The 22,610-nt window shown below is 72.2% G+C and carries 23 protein-coding genes and 1 pseudogene; 9 read left to right on the plus strand and 15 right to left on the minus strand.

Annotated elements, in window-relative coordinates; translation table 11 throughout:
• Positions 1 to 675 precede the first annotated feature (675 nt).
• Entirely contained in the window at positions 676 to 1,710 is a 1,035-nt protein-coding gene (locus ABZS69_RS27740; RefSeq protein WP_355377647.1) for an Rv2578c family radical SAM protein, read from the minus strand.
• A gap of 134 nt (positions 1,711 to 1,844) precedes the next feature.
• Between ABZS69_RS27740 and ABZS69_RS27745 the strand changes: the two genes are divergently transcribed.
• Complete coding sequence (locus ABZS69_RS27745; protein ID WP_355377649.1) at positions 1,845 to 2,126, plus strand: DUF3040 domain-containing protein; 282 nt, start codon at positions 1,845 to 1,847, stop codon at positions 2,124 to 2,126.
• 633 nt (positions 2,127 to 2,759) lie between these two features.
• Positions 2,760 to 2,933 carry a hypothetical protein gene (locus ABZS69_RS27750; RefSeq protein ID WP_355377650.1) on the plus strand — a complete coding sequence of 58 codons (174 nt, stop codon included), beginning with the start codon at positions 2,760 to 2,762 and terminating at the stop codon, positions 2,931 to 2,933.
• A gap of 23 nt (positions 2,934 to 2,956) precedes the next feature.
• Here ABZS69_RS27750 and ABZS69_RS27755 read toward each other — a convergent pair whose 3' ends face one another.
• Positions 2,957 to 3,445 carry an OsmC family protein gene (locus tag ABZS69_RS27755; RefSeq protein ID WP_355377652.1) on the minus strand — a complete coding sequence of 163 codons (489 nt, stop codon included), beginning with the start codon at positions 3,443 to 3,445 and terminating at the stop codon, positions 2,957 to 2,959.
• Positions 3,442 to 4,086: a GntR family transcriptional regulator gene (locus tag ABZS69_RS27760; RefSeq protein WP_355377653.1), complete on the minus strand. Its 645-nt coding sequence runs from the start codon at positions 4,084 to 4,086 to the stop codon at positions 3,442 to 3,444. Before ABZS69_RS27760 ends, ABZS69_RS27755 begins: the two co-directional genes overlap by 4 nt.
• 62 nt (positions 4,087 to 4,148) lie before the next feature.
• On the opposite strand from ABZS69_RS27760, the pseudogene ABZS69_RS27765 reads away from it, so the two are divergent.
• Positions 4,149 to 4,587: pseudogene (locus ABZS69_RS27765) on the plus strand (LuxR C-terminal-related transcriptional regulator); the annotation flags it as partial.
• Positions 4,588 to 4,753: 166 nt separating this feature from the next.
• Here the strand turns inward: ABZS69_RS27765 and ABZS69_RS27770 are convergent.
• Positions 4,754 to 5,272, minus strand: a complete 519-nt coding sequence (locus ABZS69_RS27770; RefSeq protein ID WP_355377656.1) for a S26 family signal peptidase — start codon at positions 5,270 to 5,272, stop codon at positions 4,754 to 4,756.
• Positions 5,273 to 5,351: 79 nt separating this feature from the next.
• Positions 5,352 to 5,543 (minus strand): hypothetical protein, encoded by a 192-nt coding sequence (locus ABZS69_RS27775; RefSeq protein WP_355377658.1) that lies wholly within the window; start codon positions 5,541 to 5,543, stop codon positions 5,352 to 5,354.
• A gap of 346 nt (positions 5,544 to 5,889) precedes the next feature.
• Between ABZS69_RS27775 and ABZS69_RS27780 the strand changes: the two genes are divergently transcribed.
• Both ABZS69_RS27780 and ABZS69_RS27785 read left to right on the plus strand, forming a co-directional pair.
• On the plus strand, positions 5,890 to 7,698 hold the full coding sequence (locus ABZS69_RS27780) for an ABC transporter ATP-binding protein (protein WP_355377660.1): 1,809 nt from the start codon (positions 5,890 to 5,892) through the stop codon (positions 7,696 to 7,698).
• 67 nt (positions 7,699 to 7,765) lie between these two features.
• Positions 7,766 to 8,986 (plus strand): glycosyltransferase, encoded by a 1,221-nt coding sequence (locus tag ABZS69_RS27785; protein WP_355377662.1) that lies wholly within the window; start codon positions 7,766 to 7,768, stop codon positions 8,984 to 8,986.
• A gap of 112 nt (positions 8,987 to 9,098) precedes the next feature.
• Here ABZS69_RS27785 and ABZS69_RS27790 read toward each other — a convergent pair whose 3' ends face one another.
• The 6 genes from ABZS69_RS27790 to ABZS69_RS27815 all read right to left on the minus strand — a co-directional run bounded on the left by ABZS69_RS27790 (position 9,099) and on the right by ABZS69_RS27815 (position 15,403).
• Entirely contained in the window at positions 9,099 to 10,295 is a 1,197-nt protein-coding gene (locus tag ABZS69_RS27790; protein WP_355377663.1) for a M24 family metallopeptidase, read from the minus strand.
• A gap of 51 nt (positions 10,296 to 10,346) precedes the next feature.
• Positions 10,347 to 11,951 (minus strand): penicillin-binding transpeptidase domain-containing protein, encoded by a 1,605-nt coding sequence (locus ABZS69_RS27795; protein ID WP_355377665.1) that lies wholly within the window; start codon positions 11,949 to 11,951, stop codon positions 10,347 to 10,349.
• 30 nt (positions 11,952 to 11,981) lie between these two features.
• Positions 11,982 to 12,641: a lysophospholipid acyltransferase family protein gene (locus ABZS69_RS27800; RefSeq protein WP_355377667.1), complete on the minus strand. Its 660-nt coding sequence runs from the start codon at positions 12,639 to 12,641 to the stop codon at positions 11,982 to 11,984.
• 300 nt (positions 12,642 to 12,941) lie between these two features.
• The gene (locus tag ABZS69_RS27805) at positions 12,942 to 13,538 is read right to left on the minus strand and encodes a CoA pyrophosphatase (protein WP_355377668.1); all 597 of its coding nucleotides are present in this window, start codon (positions 13,536 to 13,538) and stop codon (positions 12,942 to 12,944) included.
• Positions 13,539 to 13,580: 42 nt separating this feature from the next.
• Entirely contained in the window at positions 13,581 to 14,753 is a 1,173-nt protein-coding gene (locus tag ABZS69_RS27810) for a HAMP domain-containing sensor histidine kinase (RefSeq protein ID WP_355377670.1), read from the minus strand.
• Positions 14,750 to 15,403, minus strand: a complete 654-nt coding sequence (locus tag ABZS69_RS27815) for a response regulator transcription factor (protein WP_355377671.1) — start codon at positions 15,401 to 15,403, stop codon at positions 14,750 to 14,752. Before ABZS69_RS27815 ends, ABZS69_RS27810 begins: the two co-directional genes overlap by 4 nt.
• A gap of 164 nt (positions 15,404 to 15,567) precedes the next feature.
• On the opposite strand from ABZS69_RS27815, the gene ABZS69_RS27820 reads away from it, so the two are divergent.
• Genes ABZS69_RS27820 through ABZS69_RS27835 form a run of 4 tightly spaced genes read left to right on the plus strand, consistent with a single transcriptional unit; the run spans position 15,568 to position 19,107 of the window.
• Positions 15,568 to 16,104, plus strand: coding sequence for a hypothetical protein (locus ABZS69_RS27820; protein WP_355377673.1), 537 nt, complete (start codon positions 15,568 to 15,570; stop codon positions 16,102 to 16,104).
• Complete coding sequence (locus ABZS69_RS27825; protein WP_355377675.1) at positions 16,101 to 17,159, plus strand: peptidoglycan-binding protein; 1,059 nt, start codon at positions 16,101 to 16,103, stop codon at positions 17,157 to 17,159. Before ABZS69_RS27820 ends, ABZS69_RS27825 begins: the two co-directional genes overlap by 4 nt.
• Positions 17,156 to 17,896, plus strand: coding sequence for an ABC transporter ATP-binding protein (locus tag ABZS69_RS27830; protein ID WP_355377677.1), 741 nt, complete (start codon positions 17,156 to 17,158; stop codon positions 17,894 to 17,896). The genes ABZS69_RS27825 and ABZS69_RS27830 overlap by 4 nt, the downstream gene beginning before the upstream one ends.
• Positions 17,893 to 19,107, plus strand: coding sequence for an ABC transporter permease (locus ABZS69_RS27835; protein WP_355377678.1), 1,215 nt, complete (start codon positions 17,893 to 17,895; stop codon positions 19,105 to 19,107). Before ABZS69_RS27830 ends, ABZS69_RS27835 begins: the two co-directional genes overlap by 4 nt.
• An 8-nt stretch (positions 19,108 to 19,115) precedes the next feature.
• On the opposite strand, the gene ABZS69_RS27840 is transcribed toward ABZS69_RS27835, so the two are convergent.
• The 4 genes from ABZS69_RS27840 to ABZS69_RS27855 all read right to left on the minus strand — a co-directional run bounded on the left by ABZS69_RS27840 (position 19,116) and on the right by ABZS69_RS27855 (position 22,572).
• On the minus strand, positions 19,116 to 19,973 hold the full coding sequence (locus ABZS69_RS27840; RefSeq protein ID WP_355377680.1) for an alpha/beta hydrolase: 858 nt from the start codon (positions 19,971 to 19,973) through the stop codon (positions 19,116 to 19,118).
• Between the two features lie 161 nt (positions 19,974 to 20,134).
• Positions 20,135 to 20,782: a PadR family transcriptional regulator gene (locus ABZS69_RS27845; RefSeq protein ID WP_355377681.1), complete on the minus strand. Its 648-nt coding sequence runs from the start codon at positions 20,780 to 20,782 to the stop codon at positions 20,135 to 20,137.
• A 93-nt stretch (positions 20,783 to 20,875) separates the two neighbouring features.
• The gene (locus ABZS69_RS27850) at positions 20,876 to 21,514 is read right to left on the minus strand and encodes a response regulator transcription factor (protein ID WP_355377683.1); all 639 of its coding nucleotides are present in this window, start codon (positions 21,512 to 21,514) and stop codon (positions 20,876 to 20,878) included.
• Positions 21,511 to 22,572, minus strand: a complete 1,062-nt coding sequence (locus ABZS69_RS27855) for a histidine kinase (RefSeq protein ID WP_355377685.1) — start codon at positions 22,570 to 22,572, stop codon at positions 21,511 to 21,513. Before ABZS69_RS27855 ends, ABZS69_RS27850 begins: the two co-directional genes overlap by 4 nt.
• Positions 22,573 to 22,610 lie beyond the last annotated feature (38 nt).

A 22,610-nucleotide genomic window follows, 5' to 3' on the forward strand; every position in this document is an offset into this window, starting at 1 on the left:
CCTTGGCGCTACTCGCTCTCATCACTGATCGCGGCCGCCCGGCCCAGCGGCGGCACGGCCCACCGGCTGCCCGGCTCAGCGGCGGCACGGCCCACCGGCTGCCCGGTTCGGCGGCGGCACGGCCCACCGGCTGCCCAGCTCGGCGGCTGCCCGGCCCTTGGCTGCACGGCCGGTGAGCCGCGGGGCTTGGCGCTCTTCCCGAACGCCGACGGACGCTGGGCCGTGGCCGTTGCGGTGGGTACTGGGGCGTTCGTTCGTCGCACCGACCGAACCGGTTTGCGCCGTCGAGCCACTCCTGTCGTGGCTCGGTGGCGTCCGGCTCGTGCGCTGTCGTGCGTGCACGATCGATCACCGGACAGGGCGGCCCGTTTGCCCGGCACCCCCATCCGACATCCGGCGGGCGGGACCGCGCTCTGAACCCGTGCAAGAGGCAGCTGCGGTGACGGCGATCAGAGGGGCCGAGCGACGCGGCCTCACGAACCCGGGCCGGCTCCCTCCAGCGCAACCCATACGTATGCACGACAGCCACCTCAGGCGGTCGAGGTTGTCATCCCGTTGGCTGCTTCCTCAGCCGCCGCCATGCTTGGCATCCCGCCGGCTCGCGGTCGCCATCCACCCATGGGACCTCCCACCCATGGGACCTCGCACCGATCGGGCCGAACCGAGAGGAGGCTCTCAGAGCAGGCGTAGTTGCTCCGGCTCGTCCGGGACAGACGCCTCGGGCCGGGGTGGGAGCCGGCGGGCCATGGCCGGGGTCGCGCGGCCTACGCCGTGGCGTTCGGCCAGCTCCTTGACCAGGCCCGTCACCCGTTCCTGGTACGACTTGGGCGCGTACGCGCCTCGCCTGTACAGCTCCAGATAGCGGGGCACCAGGCGCGGATGCTCGCGCGACAGCCACCCCAGCCACCACTCCCGCGCCCCGGGCCGCAGGTGGAGCACGATCGGGGCGAGGTGGGTGGCGCCGGAGGCGGCGATCTCCTTGACGGTGGCCTCCAGTTGGGTGGGGGAGTCGGTGAGATACGGAAGGATCGGGGCCATCAGGACGCCGCAGGCGACGCCGTTGTCGTTGAGCGTCGCGCACACCTCAAGGCGCCTGCGCGGGTTTGGGGTGCCGGGCTCCACCGCGCGCCACATCCCCGGGTCGACGAAGCCGACCGACACGCTGGTGCTCACCTCCGTGACGTCCGCGGCCTCCGTCAGCAGGTCGAGGTCCCGCAGGATCAGCGTGCCCTTGGTGAGGATCGAGAACGGGTTACGCGCGTCGCGCAATGCGGACAGGATGCCGCGCATCAGCTGGTAGCGGCCTTCCGCGCGCTGGTAGCAGTCGACGTTGGTGCCCATGGCCACGTGGTGGCCGCCCCAGCGCGGCGAGGCCAGCTCCTTACGGGCCAGCTCGGCTGCGTTGACCTTGACGACGATCTTCGAATCGAAGTCTGCCCCGACATCCAAATCTAGATATTCATGCGTTTTTCGGGCAAAACAGTAAATGCAGCGATGTGTGCACCCGCGATAGGGGTTGATCGTGTACTCGAACGGGACCCGGCTGGCCCCCGGAACCCGGTTGATGATGGATCTCGCCCGGATCTCGTAGAAGGTCATCCCCCTGAACTCGGGCGTGTCGAACGTGCGGGTGACCGCGCCGCGAGCGAACAGCGGCACGGCCGGATCGTCCTGGCCGGGCCCGGCCAGGCGCAGGTTGTCCCAGCGCATGCCATGATTAGAACAAGAGTTCGAGCATGATCGCAAACTGAAAAGAGGTTGCAATTACTAGGTCAGCCGGGGGCTAATGATCTTCAGGGTTGGGCAGAAAGACGTCGCAGAGCTTGCGTTCGGGAGGTGCGCCTATGGCCTGGTCGCAGGACGAGGAGCGGATGCTGGCCCAGATCGAGCAGCACCTCGTCGCCGACGATCCGCGACTCGTCGCACGACTGGAGTCGTTCAACGAGCGGGTGCGTCGCAGCGAGGCGAGGGCCAAGGGGCAACCGGGCCGCAGGCGCCGGCCGCGCCGCTCCACGGTCATCATCCTGATCAGCTGGCTGCTCATCGCCACGCTGGTCGCCACGCTCCTGATCATGGTGCTCCGCCACGAGGCCGCCGCCGCACTGGCCCTGGCCGCCACCTTCTAGCCATTCCGTCACGGGTTGGCGCCTTTCCGGCGCCGTCCTGCACTACCTTCCGTACGCTGGGTCACGGCTCGTTCTCGAACCGTTTCCCCGCTGCTCTCCAGGCCGTCATCGACCCGTTCTGGAGCGGCTCCCGCCGGACGCATTCCGGCGGCTGCCATCTCATGCCGGTCATCAGGCGCGGCCGCTTCAAGGCCCCGGCCTGTCTTCAGGCGAGCGCCGTCTTCTGACGGATGCCATCCAGCGACGGCCGTCCGGGGCGGGCGTTTCTGACAGCGTTCTTCCTGGGGCTGCGCTTTCCGTCTGCCATCGTCCGAGGCTGCGCTTTCCGTCTGCCGTCGTCCGAGGCTGCGCTTTCCGTCTGCCGTCGTCCGAGGCTGAGCTTCCCGTCTCCTGTCGTCCGAGGCTGAGCTTCCCATCTGCCGTCGTCCGAGGCCATGTTCTCCGCTGCCCCGCTCCACCGCGCCCGCTGACGCCCTCGGGGAGAGCGTCCTACCTTCCGCTGGCAGCACCATGACGCCGCCTGCGCCGGTGTGTGGTGATCATGCTCCTCAGGCCATCCACCGGCCACCACGCCGCTTGTGCCGCTCACGCCGCTTGTGCCGCTCACGTCGCTCGTGTTGCTCGCGTCGGTGGGTGCCGCTCACACAGCTCACGCCGCTCACGTCGGTGGTGCCGCTCACACCGCTCGTGCTGCTCACGTCGGTGGTGCCGCTCACACCGCTCGTGCTGCTCACGTCGGTGGGTGCCGCTGATGCCGCTCGTGCCGCTTACGTCAGTGGTGTCGCTCTGAAGTGCGCGGGCTGTTGAACCCCCACCAGGCCGCGATCGGGCTATGGCGCGGTGGCGTCGGTGCCGGCGACGCGGATGGTCGGCTCGTGGCGTACCGGGAAATTCACGGAACTGGCGATGAAGCACGCCTTGTGGGCGTCATGGTGCAGCTCGGCGGCGGCATCGGCCATCTCGGGTGACGTCACGGTGACTGTAGGGCGCAGCACCACTTCGGTGAAGTGGCCGCCGTCCGCGGTCTCGGCCATGGTCCCGACCGCGTTGTCGACGTACTCGGTAACGACGACGCCCGCCACGGCGCACTTGTGCAGGTAAGACAGCATGTGGCACTGGGACAGCGCGCCGACCAGGAGTTGCTCAGGGTTCCAGTGGGACGGGTCGCCGCGGAAGGCCGGGTCGGAGCTGCCCGCGATGGCCGGCGGGCCCTCCGCCGTCAGCTCGTGCTCGCGGCCGTAGTCGCGGTAGCCGCTGGTGCCGGTGCCCTTGTCGCCGGTCCAGGTCACCACGACCGGGTACGTGTGCTCGCGGGTCATATCTCGCTCTCCTCGCTATGGGTGATGGCACGGGTGTCGAGTACGTGTGCGCGGGCGACCCTGGCGGCCTCCTCCGCGCGGCCGAGGACGATTGCGGCGACGAGCTCTTCGTGCTGGCCGGACACGTGCGCGGGCCGCGACGGCGGCGCCAGCGAGCGCAACGTGGACACCTGGATCTGGTCCCAGATGCGCTCCAGCGCGTTCAGCGCCATCGAGTTGCCCGCCAGCTCCGCGATCAGCCGGTGGAAGCGGCGGTTGAGCCGTACGGCCTCCGCCAACCGGCCCTCGGCGGTGGCTGTGGCGGTTTGGGTTGTGATGTTACGGAGTGCGGCGAGGTCGGCCGGGGCGATGCGGCCCTCGCGCTGGCGGGTGGCGGCCAGCTCGGAGGTGAGCGCCTCCAGTGCCGCCCGCACCTGGTAGGCCTCGTCCAGGTCACCCTGCTCCAACGCCACGACCACCACACCGCGCCCTGAGGGGCGCACCAGCCCGTCGGCGGCCAGCGCGCGGAGCGCCTCGCGTACGGGGGTGCGGCTCATGTCGAGGGCGGCCGCGACCTCTGTCTCGGTCAGCCGCGCCCCGGGCGGGTACGCGCCGTCGAGGATCAACTCCCTCAGCCGCTTCCGCGCCACATCGGTCTGCATGCGGCCCAGGCTAACAGTCGGCATGCATTGTATGCAATGGATGCAATGCATGCAGGCGGTGGTTGGGGGGTCGGCCGGTGCTGATCCTTTCGCAGTACGTGGAGCAGCTCTACGTCAGGGAGCTGTTGTCCGACCGCTCCGGCGGGGTGGGCTACCTGCTGAAGGACCGGGTGGGCGATGTCGACGGATTCGCCGACGCGGTACGCCAGGTCGCCAGAGGTGGCACCGTGATGGGGCGGGGGGTGGTGCCGTGATGGGGCCGGTGGTGGGCTCCCAACTGCTGACCCGCCGCAGCGGCGACGAGCCGCTGGCCGCGTTGACCCCCGGGAGTGTGAGGTGCTCGCGCTCATGGCGGAGGGAATGTCCAACCTGGCCATCGCCGCCCGCTTCCAGGTCACCGACACGGCGATCGGCAAGCAAACGAACAACATCTTCGCCAAGCTTGGCCTTCCTCCGTCCGATGACCACAACCGGCGCTTCATGGCGGTCCTGGCCTACCTGCAGGCCGTACTCACACCATCACGACCACCGGTGCAGCGCTGTGAAGGGGGCAGCGGAAGGTGCCACTTCGACGGTCGCCCGTGTTCCGGTCGGCAATTTCGACGGTCGCCCGTGTTCTGGCGGCAATCCGGCAGATGACCGGCCCTGAGCACGAGGGGCCACGGTGCTAGCTCGAGTGTTCGGCGGGTGTCGAGCGCAGCTTTCGGACCACCACCCCGAGCAGGGCCTCGCCGTTGAAGTAGCCCATGCGCCGCGAGTCGAGCCGAGCGGCGCCGTTGTCGCTGAGGAGGACCAGGCGACCGGGCGGTACGGTCTCATGCTCCGCCGGGAGAGCGGGAAACCGGTCTCGGGGTGCGGAGTCCCCGGGAACCGCCGCCACCCGCTTCACCAGCCACGGCGGGTCGCCGGCCAGCCTGGGCGACGGCATGGGAATCACCACGATCATGCCGGGGACGACCCGTTTCAGCGGTGTCCGGCGGACCAGGACGCGGTCGCCGTCGTACAGCGTCGGGGTCATGCTGAGACCGCTGACGTGCACGACGGCGTACCGTCGCGTCAGAACCGCCGTCGCCACGAGCAGCGAGCCCAGTACGAGGCCTCCCGCCAGCCAGATCGTCGTCCCGGCGCCGGGAACGATGACGGCCGGCGGGTCCGACGCCGCCTGGGGTATCAGGCGGTCGTGCATGGCCGGTTCCAGTCGGCGGAGATCGTGCGGGCGGTCGTGTACGGCCGGTTCCGCTCGGCGGAGATCGTGCGGGCGGTTGTCAGCAATAGCCGATCCACACGCAGTTGATGTAGTTGCAGTAGCAGTTCAGCTGGCAGTTGTAGAGGCGTCTGGTGGACAGGACGCAGACTTCGTGGAATTCGTTCGGGGAGCAGTCGCAGGCGCCGGCCTTTCTGTGGGGGACCACTCGCTCGAGGAGCCGGTCCGCCAGAGCGGTCAGAGCAGCGGTCATCGCAGCCTCCATTGTCGATCGCCGTTATTGCGTCGTGGGCCTCGGTGACGAACGGCGCCTCATCGCCGTCTCACAAAGCGAACCGGACGGGACCTGTTTTCGCATATTGAGTCGCCGTCTCCGAGGCTGATTCCCGATCAGAATAACGACCGCTGCTTTCCTCGCTCTGTCGTCGAAATAGCGCCGAATCGCGGGAATTCTCCGCCCGGCGTCAGTTCGGCGACCGAATCGCGACAGGTCGACGACAACGGCATGGCCCAATATGAGAGGACACCGGCTCGCGATCGAAGGGAAACGTCGTGACCATATTCGGTGTCGCCGGGGCCGTGTGCGCGCCGAGGCACGCATGATGATCCGGTCCGCGCTCGTGGGCACGCGGCTGGTCTGGAAGGCGGCGCCCGCGCTGTTGCTGGCCTACCTGGCGGTGACGCTGCTCGCGGGCGTCGTCCCGATCGTCGTGGCCTGGCTGACCAAGCTGGCCCTGGACCGGATCGTTTCCCCCGGCCCGCCGCTGGTGCTGCTCGGCCTGGCGGCCGGGCTGGCGATCGCCGGGCTGTTCACCTCGGTCAGCCTGCAGAGCAGCCAGTACCTCCGCGCCGAGGCCGGTCGCCGGAGCACGCTGGTCGCCACGGACGAGCTGTTCGCCGCGATGGAACGCCTCGACGGGCTGGCCCGTTTCGAGGATCCGGCCTTCCTGGACCGGCTGAGGTTCGCGCAGGAGAGCGCGCGCGGCCTGCAGTTCATGGCCGACTCGTGTTTCGGGCTGGCGCGTGGCGCGATCACCCTGGTGGGGTTCGTCGGCTCTCTGGCGGTGATCAGCCCGGCCTTCACGGGGACAGTGGTGCTCGCGGCGCTCCCTGCACTGTGGATACAGCTGCGGCTGTCCCGCAAACGGGTCGGCGTGATGTGGCGGATCGGCCCGGTGGAGCGGCGGGAGATGTTCTACGGCCAGCTCCTGTCCACGGTGAACGCCGCCAAGGAGATCCGGCTGCTCGGCCTCGGCTCGTTCCTGCGCGGACGCATGATCAAGGAGCTCCGCACGGCCAACGACGCCAAACGCCTGCTGGAGCGTCGCGAACTCCTCTACCAGTCCGGGCTCTCCCTGCTGGCGGCGGCGATCTCCGGAGGCGGGCTCATCTGGGCCATGATCAGCGCAGGACGAGGTCTGCTGAGCGTGGGCGACGTGTCGATGTTCACCGCGGCCGCCGCCGGGGTGCAGACCACGATCGCCGGCCTGGTCACCACGGCCGTGGCCGCGCACCACCAGCTGCTGATGTTCGGTCACTACGTGGAGGTCGTCGAAGCGGCCCCGGACCTGCCGTCACCCGCACAGCCCGGCCCGCTGCCGGAGCTGCGCCGCGGCATCGAGTTCCGGGACGTGTGGTTCCGCTACGGCCCCGACCACCCGTGGGTGCTGCGCGGCGTGAACCTGTTCATCCCGTACGGCGACGCCGTCGCCCTGGTGGGCCGCAACGGCAGCGGCAAGAGCACGATGGTCAAGCTGCTGTGCCGGTTCTACGACCCCACCAAGGGCGAGATCCTGTGGGACGGCGTGGACCTGCGCGACGTCGAGGTCGCCCGCCTCCGCGAGCGCATTGGGGCGGTGTTCCAGGACTTCATGTCGTACGACCTCAGCGCCGCGGACAACATCGCGGTCGGCGACCTCGCGGCACTCGGCGACCGGCCACGCATCGAGACGGCCGCCCGGCAGGCAGGCGTGCACGAGCTGGTCGCCGCCCTGCCGCGCGGCTACGACACGCTGCTGACCCGGATGTTCCGCCAGGACCCGGACGAGGACGACGACTCCGACAGCGGGGTGCCGCTCTCCGGCGGGCAGTGGCAGCGACTGGCCCTGGCGCGGGCGTTCCTGCGGCAGGAACGCGACCTGATGATCCTCGACGAGCCGAGCGCCGGGCTGGACGCGGAGGCGGAGCACGAGATCCATACGCGCCTGCGGGAGATCCGGGCGGGCCGGACCGGGATCCTGATCTCCCACCGCCTCGGCGCGGTACGCGACGCCGACCTCATCGCGGTCCTGGAGGACGGGGTGATCGTCGAGCACGGCGGGCACGGGGAACTGCTCGGCACGGGTGGCACCTACGCGCAACTGTTCACCCTGCAGGCGACCGGGTACGCCACGGCTGCTCCGTCATGACCCACACGGCGCGGCATCGCACCTTCAAACGCCGGGGTCCCCGTTCGAACGAGCGCTGGAGGTGGTCATGCGGGTTCTGATCGTCGGAGTGGGCACGCGCGGAGACGTGGCGCCCTACACCGGGCTGGGCGCGCGATTACGCGAGGCCGGTCACCGTGTCGCGATCGCTGCGCACGAGCCCCACGCGGAGCTCGTGGCCGGCGCCGGGCTGGAGCACCGGCCCATCCCCGGCGACCCGCTCCCGCTGCTGTTCCCGGGTGCGGGCGTCTCCCTCGCCGCCAGAGCCCGGATGTTCGCCCGCTACGCCGCGCAGGTGACCGACGGCATCGTCGAGGCGGCCGAGCAGGGCGCCGACATCCTCCTCCTCGGCGTGGCCGCCTCGGCCGGCTACCACGTGGCCGAGGCGATGGGCGTGCCGAGCATGGGGGTGCACCTGCAGCCGGTCGAGCCGACCGGCGACTTCCCGCCGGTCACGAGCGCCCTCGGCCGCTCGTTCGGCCGGTGGGGCAACCGCGCCGCGGGCCGGCTGGCGTTCGCCGTGCCGTCGCCCGTACACGCCGGGTCGGCCAGAGCGCTGCGGGCCCGGCTGGGGCTGCCGCCGATGAGCTCGCGCGCCGTCTACCGGCGGCGCGAGTCCACCCGGTGGCGGGTCTTCCACGGCTACAGCCCGCTCGTGCTGCCCCGCCCGGCGGACTGGCGGGAGGGGCTGGAGGTGCGGGGCTACTGGTGGCCGGAGCGCCAGCCGGGCTGGGCGCCGGACGACGTGCTGGCGGACTTCGTCGGGTCGGGGCCGCCGCCTGTCTTCGTCGGGTTCGGCAGCCAGGTGGCGGCGCGCGCGGAGGAGTTCACCGACCGCGCCGTACGCGCCCTGCGGCGGGCGGGCCTGCGCGGCGTGCTGCAGACCGGCGTGCCCGGGCTCCTGGGCGACGACGTGCTCGGGGTGGGTGACGTGCCGCACGACTGGCTGTTCCCGCGGATGGCCGCCGTGGCGCACCACTGCGGCAGCGGCACCACGGGGGCGGGGCTGCGGGCCGGCGTCCCGGCGGTGGGCCTGCCGGCGGTGAACGACCAGCCGCTGTGGGCCGCCCGGCTGGCCGCGCTCGGCGTGGCGCCCGACGCCGTCCCGTTCCGCCGTCTGTCCGCCGAACGGCTGGCCGCCGCGCTCCACGCCGCCGTGACGGAGGTCTCCTACCGGCGTAGGGCCGCGGCGCTCGCGACCCGGATCCGGGCGGAGGACGGCGCGGCGGCGGTGATCTCGGCCGTACGGGACGACATCGCGCGGACATAGGGGAGAAAGGGGCCTTTGAGATAGTCCGACTGTTCCCACCAAGCGCGAAGGAGTCACGATGCGAAGCGTCAGGATCACCCGCCCGTAGGCGGTCGGCCCGGCGGGTCCAGGGTCAGGAGGTGATGAGCTCCGGACCCGAGTCGGTGACGATGACGTCCTCCTCGTGGCTGGCGCCTCCCACGGAGTGCATCGCGATCCTGCGCTCCAGCGCCACGCACATCCCGGCCTCGACCAGGCCGTCCGCGTCCGGCCCGCCCTCCGTGATCCACGGCGGCTCCAGCGACAGGCCCAGGCCGTGGCCCCAGAGGCCGTCCGTCCGCGCCCCGGGCAGCCCGTGATGGACGGCGAACGCCGACCGCTCGAACACCTCCTGGCAGCGCCGCGCCACCTCGCCGAACCGCCGCCCGGGCCGCAGCAGCTCGATCCCGGCCAGCACGCTCTCGCGGACCGCGTCCAGCAGCCGCCGCTGCTCCGTGGTCGGCTCCCCGCCGATGACCCAGGTACGGGCCAGGTCGAACAGGTAGCCGCGCACGGAGCCGTACAGGTCGATCCTGATCAGGTCGCCCTCGGCCAGCCGCCGGTCGGCGGAGTAGGGCGTCGGGCCCGAGGCCGCGAACGTGTAGGACTCGGTGCCGGACGAGATGCCCATGCCGGAGTAGGCACCGCCGGCCCGGACGATCTCGGCGATCGCGGCCGCCGCCACGTCGGCCTCGGTGGCGCCCGGCACGGCGGCGTCGCGGGCGGCGGAGGCCGCGCGCACGCCGAGCGCTCCCGAGGCGCGCAGCAGGTCCAGCTCGGCGGGGCTCTTGATCCGGCGCGCCGCCCAGCCCAGGTCGTCGGCGCACACCAGCTCGTGCCCCGGCAGCACCGAACGCAGCCGGCACCACCACGGCGCGGCCAGCGCCTCGTAGCCGATGAGCGCGACCCTGCCCGGCGGGACCGACGCCCTGATCTGCTCGGCCAGCGCGTCCACGAGGTCGGGCGTGACACGGACCTGCGCCACGGGCCGGGGCTCCTGGAGGTCCGTGGAGTCGGTCAGCAGGACGGCGCGGACCCCGTGCCCGCCCGGAGCCGGGTCGTCGACGGGCAGGACCACGGCCGCGTGGCCCCGCGCCCGCCAGTGGCCGGGGAAGTCAGGGACGAACGGCTGGTGCTGGTAGAAGCCCGTCAGGTAGTAGACGTCGGCGTAATGGTCCTGCGCGGAACCGCCGCGCGACCAGGCCACCACCCCGCGGAACCCCGCCTGCCCGGCCAGCCGCCTCATGGCCGCCTGCCGCGCCGTGTACTCCTCGACACCTATCCCCAGCACAACCGAGTTCTGCCCAGGTCAGCGGCCGGCTCACCTGACTGGGGCCGTGGTTCAGAGCCCCTTGAGGAACGCCGCCGCGATCGGGGCCGCGATCTTGCCGCCCGCGCCGCCGCCCTCCACGACGACCGCGAACGCCACGTCGTCCTTGAAGCCCATGAACCAGGCGTGGGTGTCGAGGTCGTCGCCGGTGCCGAACTCGGCGGTGCCGGTCTTGCCGTGCGTCCCCGCGGGCAGCCCGGCCGCCTTGGCCGTGCCCTTGGACACCACGGCCGCCATCATCGAGTGCAGTTGCTCCTTGACCCCGTCGGGCAGCGCGTGCTCGGTGGCCTTCTGCTTCAACGAGGGCACCAGCGTCGGCGGACGCCACGTGCCGTCCGCGATGGCGGCGGCCACCGAGGCCATCGTCAGCGGGCTGGCCGTGATCCTGGCCTGGCCGAACGCCTCCGCGGCCAGCTCGGCGTCGGACTGCGCCCGGGGGAAGCTGGGCTTGGTGGCCGGGACCCCGATGTTCAGGGGCTGGTTGAAGCCCACGTCCTCGGCCGTCTTCAGCAGCTTGTCGGCGCCCAGCTTCTGCTCGGCCAGCGGCGCGAACGTCGTGTTGCACGAGTGGGCGAACGAGTCGAGGAACGACAGCGACCCGAACGCCTCCTTGTCGGAGTTGCGGACCTTCAGCCCGCCGATCGTCGCGTACATCGGGCACGTCACCGTGTCCGACGGCGACATCCCGGCCGCCAGCAGGCCGATCGCCGTGACCGCCTTGAACGTCGAGCCGGGCGGGTAGCGGCCGTCCAGCGCCCGGTTGAATCCGCCCTGGTTGTTGACCACGGCCAGGATCTCGCCCGAGGACGGCTTGATCGCCACCATCGACGTGGGCTTCTTCATGTCCTTGACCGCGCCCACCGCCGCCGCCTGCGCGCGCGGGTCGAGCGTGGTCTGGACGGGCTCGCCGTCGGTGCCCTCGATGGTCTCCAGCGTCTTGCCGCCGAGCTGGATCTCGGTGGCGGGCGTGCCCGCCAGCCGCCTCTGGAACGTCTCCTGCAGCCCGCCGCGCCCGATCGCCTGGCCGACCTTGTAGGAGGAGCCCAGCTTGGCCACGTCCTTCTTGTCGGCCTTGTCCAGGTAGCCGACGAGCTGCTGTACCGACCCGCCGACCGTGCCCGTGTCGATCCGGTCTCCCTGGGCGTCGGTGATCTCGGCGCGGTCGGGCCAGCGCGTCTTGAGCTTGAACTCGGCCCCAGCGGTCATCGCCGGGTAGAGCGCGGTGGGCTTCCAGTCGACCTTCCAGGTGCGGTCGGCCACCATGAGGTCGATCTGGCCCTGGTAGGACCACTTGCCGATGTTCTTGAGGTCCAGGGTCGCGGTGTAGGGGGCGCGGGCCCGGTTGTCGCCGGTCTCGGTGATCTTGCCGAGCTTGATGTCCGTCGACTCGACCGCGAGTGCGCTGCGTTGCTGGTCGTACGCGTTGAGCTGCTGTGGTTTGGCGAGCTCCGCCCCCATGGCGGCCCAGTTGCCGGACTGCCAGGCGGTGGTGAAGCGCTGCGCCGTCTCGGCGGGCGTCCCCCTGGTGTGCAGCAGGTAGTACGCGCCACCGGCCGCGGCCCCCACCGCGAGCACGGTGGCGCCGGACACGATCGCGATGGTACGACCACGCGCCACGCTAACTCCCCCTGATCCTCGACGACATTGCTATGCCACGCCGTTGGCCGCCTTGAAACTGGCGGCGTAGGTCGGCACGTATTCCTGGCCGGACAGCTTCTGGATGGCCGTCATGATCTCGTCGGTCACCCGCCGCCGGTCGCGTGCTTTGGTGTGGTCGCCCTCGAACCGCATGGGCTCGCCGATGGCGATGCCGATCCGCGCGGGCCTGGGCACCTTCGAGCCGACCGGAAGCACCCTCTCGGTCCCGCTGAGCGCCACGGGCAGCACCGGGGCGCCCGTCTTGAGCGTCAGCCAGGCCACGCCGACCTTGCCGCGGTAGAGGCGGCCGTCGGGGGAGCGGGTGCCCTCCGGGTGGATGCCGAACAGCTCGCCGCGCTCCAGCAGGTCGGCGGCGGCGTCGAGCATGGCCTGGGCGGCGTGCGCGCTCTCGCGGTCGATCGGCAGGCTGCCGCCGAGCCGCATGAAGAACCCGGAGACGGGGTTGCCCTCGAAGTACTCGTTCTTGGCGGTGAAGGTCACGTGCCGCGGCAGCAGCGCCGGCAGCAGGAACGAGTCGAGCACCGAGAGGTGGTTGGCAGCCAGGATCGCGGGCCCGCTCCTGGGCACGTGCGCCGCGCCCGTGATGTGCGGCCGGCACATCGCGTGGGCGAGTGGCGCGGCGGCGAACTTGACCACTTCGTACAGCAACGAGCTCTCCTGATCATCGGGCCGGTCGGCCACCCCACCATAAAGCAGGCGCCCCGCCGTTGGGCGGGACGCCTGGAAAAGTCGTTTAGGCCGATGTGGCGGTCGCCTCCTCGGCGAGGTGCACAACACGGCTCCAGCCGAACGGTATTCCGTGAAGGCGGTAATTTGCGGCCCGGGGGACACAGACCACATCGGCAACTCGAGTTAAGCACACGGTCCGGGCATGGGGGTAATCGTGCCCCCCTCATGGGCGACACGTGACCTGCGTCTCACGATCTTCGACCGCCGGGAGACGCGCTGTCAGGTCCTCGTCCAGCGCGGCTGCTTGACATCGAAGACCCGTTGCTCCCGGCCGCGCAGCGCCACCTCGGCGAACTGCCACAGGATCGCCCCCGTCGGCGCGTGGACCACGATGGACGGACCCAGCGGCATCTGCAGCAGCGTCCCGCGCCACCGCGGCACCCCCGGGGCCAGGAACCACTCCAGCGGCACCTCGTGCACCGAGGCCACCTCATGCTGGTCGGCCACCGGCTCCTGGACGCCGCCGAACGCCACCACCGGCGTGATCACGAAGCCGGAGTCGGTGACGAAGTCGTCGAGCAGCCCGGCCACCTCCACCCCGGTGACCCCCGTCTCCTCGGCCAGCTCGCGCAGCGCCGCGTCCACCGCGCGCTCCCCGTCGTCCAGGCGCCCGCCGGGCAGCGCCCACTGGCCCGGGTTGCGCCCGCCGGCGGCCCGCTTGATGAGGATCGTGTACGGGGCCCGCTCGGCGTCCTCCAGGACGCACACGGTGACGGCGGCCCGGCGCACCCCGCCGGCGGGCGGGACCTGCCGGCGGTCGAAGGCGGACAAATGGGTTCTGATCTGCTCCTGCAACACCTCGATTGGCGACAGCACACTTCAAGGATGTCACGAGGGTCCTGGCGGGGCCGCCCGGCCTCACGACAGGCCGTGCGGCAGCCGTACCGTGACGCTCAGCCCGCCCTCCGGCCTGGCGGCCGCGGCGACCCGGCCGCCGTGCGCGCGCACGATGGCGCGCACGATCGACAGCCCCAGCCCCGCGCCCTTGAACGAGCGCACCCGGTCGCCGTGAATCCGGCTGAACGGCTCGAACAGGTCGTCCACCTCGTACGGCGGCACCGCCGGCCCGGTGTTGCGCACCGTGACCACCGCGTCGGCCCCCTCCCGCTTCAGCGCCAGCCAGACCTCGCCGTCGCGCACGTTGTGCTTGATCGCGTTCTCCAGCAGGTTGAACACGCACCGCTCCAGGAACAGCGGATCCCCCTCGACCATCAGCGGCCGCAGGTCCTGGTGGAGTGTGACGGGCCGCCTGCGCGACTGCAGGTCGATCTGCTCCAGCGCGGTGCGCACGACCTGCTCCAGGTCGACCGGCTTGCGCACGGTGAGCTCCTGCTCCGACTGCGCGAGCAGCAGCAGGCCCTCGATGAGCCGCTCGTAGCGGGCGTTCGTGCCGAGCAGCGCCCTGGCCAGCGCCTTGAGGTCCTCGGACGCGGCCGGCTCCTCCAGCGACACCTCCAGCACCGTCCGGTTGATCGCCAGCGGCGTGCGCAGCTCGTGCGAGGCGTTGGCGATGAAGCGCCGCTGCGCGTCGAACACCCGGTGCAGCCGGCCCAGCATCGCGTCGAACGTGTCCGCCAGCCGCCTGACCTCGTCGGGCGGGCCCCGCAGCCCGATGCGCTCGTGCAGGGTGCTCTCCGACAGCCGCTGCGCCGCCTCGGTCACCCGGTCGAGCGGGCGCAGCGCCCGGTCGGCCACCACGTAGCCGAGCCCGAGCGCGACCACGCCGACCAGGATCATCACGATCACGGACGAGCGCACCACCTCGCTGAGCACGTTGCCGGCCCGGCTCTGGATGTCGCCCTGGAACATGACGTCCTGGACCATCGGGCGCGCCGCGACCACGTCCGGAGGCGGGTTCTGGATTTTCGCGAACGCGGTGACGAACTGTTCGGTCAGCGCCTGGCTGGTGGTGAGGTAGGTGAGCCAGAGCAGGATCGACCCGGCCACGAAGAACAGGCCGCCGTACAGCAGCGTGAGCCGCAGCCGCAGCCGCCTGCTGCTCCACCATGACCGGCCCCGCTCGACGATCAAAGCCGGTACCCCTTGCCGGGCACGTTCAGGATCGCCGACGGCACGCCGAGCTTCTTGCGCAGCGACGTGATCGTGACCCGCAGCGCGCCCGTGCTCGGGTCGGCGTGCTCGTCCCAGACGCTCTTGCGCAGCTCGCCGGAGGTGACCAGCTCGCCGTCCGCGCCGAGCAGCACGCGCAGCACGTCGAACTCCTTGCGGTTGAGCGACACGGGCCGCCCGTCCCTGGTGACCGTGCGGCGAGACGGGTCGAGCGCGATGCCGCCGCGCTCCAGCGGCGGCGCCGCGGAGCGGGCGGAACGGCGGGCCAGCGCCCGGACCCGGGCCACCAGCTCGGCGAACGCGAACGGCTTGACCAGGTAGTCGTCCGCGCCCAGCGACAGCCCGTCGACCTTGTCGCGGATCTGGCCCGCCGCGGTCAGCATGAGCACCCGGCCGCCCTCGCCGCCCTCGCGCAGCCGCCGGCACACGTCGTCGCCGTGCACCTCGGGCAGGTCCCGGTCGAGCACCACCACGTCGTAGTCCACGAACGCGGCCATCTCCAGGGCCTCCTGCCCGTCGTAGGCCACGTCCACGGCGATCGCGTGCAGCCGGAGCCCGCGCGCGACCGCGTCCGCCAGGCGTTCCTCGTCCTCGACGACAAGCACCCGCATCGCCGGCCCCTTTCCTCTGGCACCCGAGCGTGACGGATCACGTGTTAGCGCCGGATAAGCGCGCGGATATGAGCACTGATCGGCCTTATCCGGTTCTAGCACCCCATGGGCTGGAGTGAGGCCGCGCGCCGGGCGAAGGACCCGGGCATGGAGGAGCGAATGTCATGAACGTACGGCTGTTGCTGGTGGCCGTCCCCCTCACGCTGGCGCTGGCCGCGTGCGGGGGCGCGGCGCCCAAGGACGACGGCGTGGCCAGCGCCGGAGGCGGTACCTCGTCGGCCGGGCCCGCGGCCTCCCCGTCGGCGTCGATGGACCCGGACGAGGCCCAGCTGAAGTTCGCGCAGTGCATGCGCGAGCACGGCATCGACATGCCCGACCCGCAGAACGGCCAGATGAAGGTGGAGATCCCCCGGGGCATGAGCCGCGACAAGGTGGACAAGGCTCACAAGGCCTGCCAGCCCATCATGGACGCCGTCGTCCGCAACCGCACGCCCAGCCCGCAGGAGTACGACCAGATGGTCAAGTTCGCGCAGTGCATGCGCAAGCAGGGCGTCGACATGCCCGACCCCAAGCCCGGCGAGGGCCTGCGCTTCGAGGTCAGGAACGGCTCGCAGCAGAAGATCGAGGCCGCCCACAAGGCCTGCGAGCAGTACGCGCCCGGCGGCGGCAAGGACAAGCAGACCGCCGGGGGAGCGCCGTGAGGAAGGGGTTCCTGCTGGGCGGCGGCACCGTCCTGGCCGTCGCCGCCACGTGGACGGCGGTCGCCGTCATGAACGACGGCGTCACCGGCGCCGTCACGCCCGCGAAGGCGCCGGTCCCCGCCACCTCGGACATCACCCGTCAGGACCTGGTGGAGACCAAGACCGTGGACGGCGCCCTCACCTACGCGGGGGAGCGCCGGATCGCCTCGGGCGCCTCCGGCACCGTGACGTGGGTGGCCGCCCAGGGCACGGTGGTCCGCCGCGGCCGGCCGCTGCTCAGGGTGGACCGCAGGCCGCTGGTGCTCATGTACGGGCGGCTGCCGCTGTACCGGACCCTGGGGCGCGGGGTGTCCGACGGGCCGGACGTCGGGCAGCTGGAGCGCAACCTCAAGGCGCTCGGGTACGGCGACCGTCTCACCGTGGACGACCACTTCAGCTACGCCACCGAGCAGGCGGTGAAGGACTGGCAGGACGACAGAGGGCTGACGGAGAGCGGGCGGGTGGACGCGGCCCAGGTCGTGTTCCAGCCCGCCGCCGTACGCGTGACCGACGCCAAGGCCGAGGTCGGCGCCAGGACCGCGCCGGGGCAGCAGGCGCTGACCGTCAGCGGCGTCCGCCGCCTGGTGCACGTGGACCTGGACACCGGCGACCAGTCGCTGGCCCGCAAGGGCGCCAAGGTCACCGTGACGCTCCCCGGCGGCGAGCGGGCCGGCGGCCGGATCACCTCGGTCGGCACGGTCGCGGAGTCCTCGGGGTCGCAACAGGACACGACCACCACCATCGACGTGGACATCACCCTCGCCAAGCCGCCGCGGACGAAGCTGGACCAGGCGCCGGTCGAGGTGGAGATGGCCAGCGCGCGGCACGCGAACGTGCTGGCGGTGCCGGTCGAGGCGCTGCTGGCGCTGCGCGAGGGCGGGTTCGGGGTCGAGGTGGTGCAGGGCGCGGCCAGCCGGATCGTGGCGGTCGAGACCGGGGCGTTCGGCGGCGGCCTGGTCGAGATCAAGGGCGAGGGGCTGGCCGAGGGCATGAAGGTCGGGGTGCCAGTCCAGTGAGCGGTCCAGTGAGCGGGCAGGACCATCCCGTCGTCGAGCTGCGCGGGGTGACCAAGACGTACGCCGGAGACGTGCACGCCCTGCGCGGCGTCGACCTGACCATCGCCCCGGGCGACCTGCTGGCCATCGTCGGCCCGTCGGGATCGGGCAAGTCGACCATGCTCCACATGATCGGCACCCTCGACCGTCCCACCGGCGGCACGGTGCGGGTCGCGGGCCACGACGTCGCCGCGCTGTCGGACCGGGAGCTGTCCGCGCTGCGCTCGCGCACCCTGGGGTTCGTCTTCCAGCAGTTCCACCTGTCGCCCGGCGTCAGCGCGCTCGACAACGTGGCCGACGGCCTCCTCTACACCGGCACGGGCCGCCGCGTCCGCCGCGAACGCGCCGCCGCCGCCCTGGAACGGGTCGGGCTCGGCCACCGGCTCCGGCACCGGCCGTCGGAGCTGTCCGGCGGCGAGCAGCAGCGGGTGGCCGTCGCCAGGGCCGTGGCGGGCGACCCGCCGCTGCTCCTGGCCGACGAACCGACGGGCAACCTGGACTCCCACGCGGGCGCCGACGTGCTGGCCGTCCTGGCCGACCTGCACGAGGCCGGCACCACCGTCGCCATCATCACCCACGACGCCGAGATCGCCGGCTGGTGCCCCCGCCGGGTACGCCTGCGCGACGGCCTCGTCGTCGACGGCCACGAACACGACCACCTGAGCCCCGTGCAGCTCTTGAGAGGAGCCGGGCGTTGACCGACCACCACCACCGGGCCGGGACCAGGCTCGCGCCCGGCCGGCTCAGCCCCGGGGACGTGCTCCGTGTGGGCGCCGCCGGGCTGCGCGCCCGGCCCACGAGGGTGATCCTCTCGGCCCTCGGCATCGCCATCGGCATCGCGACGATGATCGCCGTGATCGGGATCTCGTCGTCCTCCCGCGAGCAGCTCCTGCGCCAGCTCGACAAGCTCGGCACCAACCTCCTCACGGTGGCCCCGGGCCGGACCATGTTCGGGGAGGAGGCCAAGCTGCCGACCGGCGCGCTGGCCATGGTGCAGCGCATCCGCCCGGTCCGGACGGCCGCGGCCACCGGCGGCGTGGAGGCCACCGTACGCCGCAACAACCACATCCCCGAATCCATCACCGGAGGCATCGCCGTCCAGGCCGCCAGCACGACCCTCCTGACCACCCTGGAGGGCTCGGTGGCCAAGGGCACCTGGCTCAACGACGCCACCGCCCGCCAGCCGGCGGTCGTGCTCGGCGCGCAGGCGGCCCGGCGGCTCGGGCTGGCCAGGACCGGCGTCCAGGTGTGGATGGGCGGCCGCTGGTTCACGGTCATCGGGATCCTCGGGCCGATGCCGCTGGCGCCGGAGATCGAACGTTCGGCCCTGGTCGGCTTCCCCGCGGCGCGGGAGCTGCTGGACTTCGACGGTTACCCCACCACCATCTACGAGCGCTCCTCCGACGAGGCGGTGGAGTCGGTGCGGCAGGTGCTGCCCCGCACCGTCAACCCCGAGAACCCGGAGGAGGTCACCGTCAGCAGGCCGTCGGACGCCCTGGCCGCCAAGGCCGCCGCCGCGGGCGCCTTCACCAACCTGCTGCTCGGGCTCGGCGCGGTGGCCCTGCTCGTGGGCGGGGTCGGGGTGGCCAACACCATGGTCATCTCGGTGCTGGAGCGGCGCAAGGAGATCGGCCTGCGCCGCTCGCTCGGAGCCACCCGCGGCCAGGTGCGCGTGCAGTTCCTGGCGGAGTCGCTGCTGCTGTCCGCCCTGGGCGGGGTGGTGGGCTCGATCCTGGGCGCCCTGGCGACCACGGCTTACGCCCTGTCGCGGGACTGGCCGGCGGTGGTCCCGCCGTGGTCGCTGGGCGGGGCGGTCGGGGCGACCCTCCTGATCGGGACCCTCGCCGGGCTCTACCCCGCCATGCGGGCCGCCCGCCTGTCGCCCACGGTCGCCCTGGCCACCACCTGAGGGCCCTGTCAGGACAGGAAGCGGCGGATCTCGGCCGCGACCACCTCGGGGCGCCCGCGCTGGTCGGCGTTGCAGGTGGCGCTGTGGTCGAGGCCCCGCAGGTCCACGCGCCGGGTATGGGGCAGGACGCGCTCCAGCCCGGTGAGCACGGACTTCAGGTGGGCGGGGCTCCGGGTGCCGCCGAGCAGCAGCACCTCCGTCCCGATCGACCGGTAGACGTCCAGGTCGCCGGCCGTCTCCGCGACCACGTGCCCGTCGTAGTGCAGCGTCGGGGCCAGCTCCCGGAACGTCGGCTCCCCGTCGACCGCGGCCTTGTCCTGACTTTTCAGCATCATGGCCGTGAGCAGCTCCAGGAGCGCCCGCGGCAGGACGTTGAAGATCGGCGGCCCCAGCCGCGCCGCCCGCATCCCGGTGACCAGGGCCGCCGGGACGCGGCCGGCCGCGAGCTCCCGGTCGAAGCGGGCCAGCCAGCCGGCCGGGTAGAAGTCGCCGAGGTCGAGCGGCGGCTCGAAGACGACGGCCTTGCGCGGGCCGGGCCGCACGAGCAGGGTGCGCAGCGTGACGATGGCGCCCGAGCTCACGCCGACCACGTGCTCCGCCCCGGTCGCGGTGAGCAGCGCGTCGAGGTCCTCGACCTCGCGGTCGAGGCAGTAGCCGGGGCCGTACGGGCCGCTGCGCCCCCGCCCCCGGCGGTCGGGCACGTAGCACGTGAACCCGCCGGCGAGCGCCTGGGCCAGCTCGATGTTGCTGTGGCCGCTCTGCATGACTCCGTGCAGGAGCACCAGCCCGGGGCCGTGGCCGAGCCGGCGGTAGCTGATCGTGGTGCCGTCCTTCGACGTCACGGCGTCGAGAGTGGTCGTGGTCATGATGGCTCCCCATGGTTCGGTCCGCGAAGGGAGCCCGGCTATTGTTGCGAGTGCCATCTCGTGTCCGGGGTCCCGCTTCGCGGGCATTTCGGGACGAAGATCTCCCGGCGGCGGTGTTCCCGCACCGCCGCCGGTCTTGCGCCCGGCCTGGTCGCCGGGGGTCAGTCCGCCGCGCCGCCCCTTTCCGCGATGTCCGCCACCTCGGGCGGCAGCGCGCCGGTCCGGTGGAAGGCCCGCCAGCCGTCCAGGCCGGGGAACGTGCCGGAGGTCAGCTCCGCCAGCAGCGCGCGCACCCAGCCGGCCTCCGCCTCCCGCATCGCCAGCGCGTACTCGGACTCGACGAGGAACAGCCTGGGCACCTCCTCCCGGTCCCGCTCCAGCGCCTGGCGCGCGTCCTGGAGCTGCTGCTCCAGGAGCTCCAGCCGCTGCCGCAGCAGCGGCAGCACCTCGTCGGGGCCGAGCCCGGCCAGCACCGACAGCCCCGCCTCGAACGCCGACGGCTCCCGCACGGGTGTGGACAGCAGCTCGCGCGTCCAGTCGTCGGCCTCCTCCCGGCCGGCCTCGGTGACGCGGTAGACGGTCCGCTCGGGGCGGGCGCCCTGCCTGCCGCTCTCCACCGCCTCGATCAGGCCGTGCTTCTCCAGGTTGCGGACGACGGTGTAGAGGGATCCCCACTTGATCGGCATGTCCTGGTCCTTGCCGCGCGCCCGTAGCACCGAGGCCATCTCGTACGGGTGCATCGGCCGCTGCCCGGCCACCGTCAGCACGGCGAGAGCCAGCAGGTTCGCGACCCTGCGCCGTTTCGTCATCCCGATCGTCTCCTCGCTTACGAATACTCGTACGCGAGCATACGTCCGCGAGTATGCGCCGCGCAATGCCCGGCGCGGTCTCACACCTTGTGATCAGTCGGGGAACGGCGCGTCGCGCAGGAGCAGCGCCGCCTGCACCCGGTTCGTGCAGTTCAGCTTGGCGAGGATGCGGCTGACGTAGGTCTTGACGCTGGCCTCGGTCATGTGGACGCGCCGGGCCACCTGGGCGTTGGACAGGCCCTGCGCCACCAGGGCGAGGACGTCGGCCTCGCGCGCGGTGAGGGCGGCCAGCCGGCGGGCGGCGTCGCGTCCGCGCTCGTCGTCGCCCGGCATCGCCATGTCGAGCACCTGTCGTGTCACCGCCGGAGACAGGTACGCGTGCCCGGCGTGCGCGGCGTGGACCGCGCGGATCAGCTCGTCGGGGGTGCACGTCTTCAGGACGAACCCGGACACGCCCCGCCGCACCGCCCGCCGTACGTTGTCCTCGTCGCCGAAGGCGGTGAGCAGGACCACGGGCGTCCCGGTCAGCTCGGCGGCGGCGGCCAGGCCGTCCATCACCGGCATCGCGATGTCCAGGAGCGCGACGTCGACCTGGTGGCGGCGGGCGGCCAGCACCGCCTCGCGCCCGTCGCCCGCGGTGGCCACCACCTCGATGTCCCCGGCCGACTCCAGGACCGTGCGGATGCCCGCGGTGATGAGCGGCTCGTCGTCGGCGATCAACGTCCTGATCACGAGGCGGCCCCCGCGAGGACCGGCACCAGGGGGAGCATCGCGACGACCCGGAACACCCGCGGTCCCGGGTGGACGCGCAGCAGGCCGCCCGCCGCGGCGACGCGCTCGGTCAGCCCGCGCAGGCCGTTGCCGCCGCTCCCTTCGGGGGAGGGCGGACGGCGGGGCATCGGGTTGGCCACCGAGATCAGGAGGGCGTCGGGCTGCCAGTCGAGCGACACGGTGATCGGCGCGCCGGACGCGTGCTTGACCGCGTTGGTCAGCCCCTCCTGGACGACCCGGTAGGCGGCGTGGGACGCCCTCGGGTCGGCGAGCGGGACGGCCTCGCCGGACGTCCCGATCGTCACCGGGGCGCCCGCCGCCCGCGACCGGGCGACGAGGTCGTCGATCTCCGCCAGGCCGGGGGCGTCATGGCCGCGCAGCGCGTTGACCACCTCGTGCAGCTCGGCCGCGGCGGCGCGGGCGGTGCCCGCCAGGCCGCTCACCGCCCGCCGCTGTTCGGGGGGCAAGGCGCCCACCTCCAGCGCGGCGGCCTGCACGGACACCAGGCTGAGCAGGTGGCCGAGGGAGTCGTGCATGTCGTGCGCGATGCGCAGCCGCTCGCGCAGCCGTTCCTGCTCGGCGATGAGAGCCCGCTCCCGGCGCAGGTGCTCGCGCTGCTGGGCCACGTACCGGCCGGCGAGCAGCGGCAGCGCGGTCAGCACGACGACGCGGGCCAGGCTGATCCACGGCTCCTCGGCGCCGGGGGATCGCTGCACGGCCAGCAGGAGCACGCACACGTACGCGCTGAGCGCTCCTGCCGTCACCACCACGTCTCTGCGCGCGGAGATGCGGTGCCCGGCCTGGAAGCCGGTGCAGGCCAGCAGGGCCAGCGACGCGCCGGTGAGCACCGCCAGCGCCAGCGCCGCGAAGAAGGCCGCGAACGGCAGGCGGTTCATCGCCGCCATGGCGAGCGCCACCGCCACGGCGTACGCGGCGAGCGTCCACCCCCGCGTGCCGTCCAGCCACAGCAGCGCCGTGTCCGCGACCACGACCGCGGCGATGAGCGCATACCTGGACATGCGCCTCACCTTACTCATGGCGCCACGTGGCACTCATA

The organism is Nonomuraea sp. NPDC005650, from assembly GCF_040605375.1.
Taxonomy (GTDB): domain Bacteria; phylum Actinomycetota; class Actinomycetes; order Streptosporangiales; family Streptosporangiaceae; genus Nonomuraea.

Bases quoted from the DNA above. Each gene is read 5' to 3' on its own strand.
- ABZS69_RS27840 (WP_355377680.1), bottom strand. From the start codon at position 19,973: ATGACCACGACCACTCTCGACGCCGTGACGTCGAAGGACGGCACCACG.
- ABZS69_RS27740 (WP_355377647.1), bottom strand. From the start codon at position 1,710: ATGCGCTGGGACAACCTGCGCCTGGCCGGGCCCGGCCAGGACGATCCG.
- ABZS69_RS27820 (WP_355377673.1), top strand. From the start codon at position 15,568: ATGAACGTACGGCTGTTGCTGGTGGCCGTCCCCCTCACGCTGGCGCTG.
- ABZS69_RS27845 (WP_355377681.1), bottom strand. From the start codon at position 20,782: ATGACGAAACGGCGCAGGGTCGCGAACCTGCTGGCTCTCGCCGTGCTG.
- ABZS69_RS27780 (WP_355377660.1), top strand. From the start codon at position 5,890: ATGATGATCCGGTCCGCGCTCGTGGGCACGCGGCTGGTCTGGAAGGCG.
- ABZS69_RS27755 (WP_355377652.1), bottom strand. From the start codon at position 3,445: ATGACCCGCGAGCACACGTACCCGGTCGTGGTGACCTGGACCGGCGAC.
- ABZS69_RS27760 (WP_355377653.1), bottom strand. From the start codon at position 4,086: ATGCAGACCGATGTGGCGCGGAAGCGGCTGAGGGAGTTGATCCTCGAC.
- ABZS69_RS27785 (WP_355377662.1), top strand. From the start codon at position 7,766: ATGCGGGTTCTGATCGTCGGAGTGGGCACGCGCGGAGACGTGGCGCCC.
- ABZS69_RS27745 (WP_355377649.1), top strand. From the start codon at position 1,845: ATGGCCTGGTCGCAGGACGAGGAGCGGATGCTGGCCCAGATCGAGCAG.
- ABZS69_RS27775 (WP_355377658.1), bottom strand. From the start codon at position 5,543: ATGACCGCTGCTCTGACCGCTCTGGCGGACCGGCTCCTCGAGCGAGTG.
- ABZS69_RS27770 (WP_355377656.1), bottom strand. From the start codon at position 5,272: ATGCACGACCGCCTGATACCCCAGGCGGCGTCGGACCCGCCGGCCGTC.
- ABZS69_RS27815 (WP_355377671.1), bottom strand. From the start codon at position 15,403: ATGCGGGTGCTTGTCGTCGAGGACGAGGAACGCCTGGCGGACGCGGTC.
- ABZS69_RS27855 (WP_355377685.1), bottom strand. From the start codon at position 22,572: ATGTCCAGGTATGCGCTCATCGCCGCGGTCGTGGTCGCGGACACGGCG.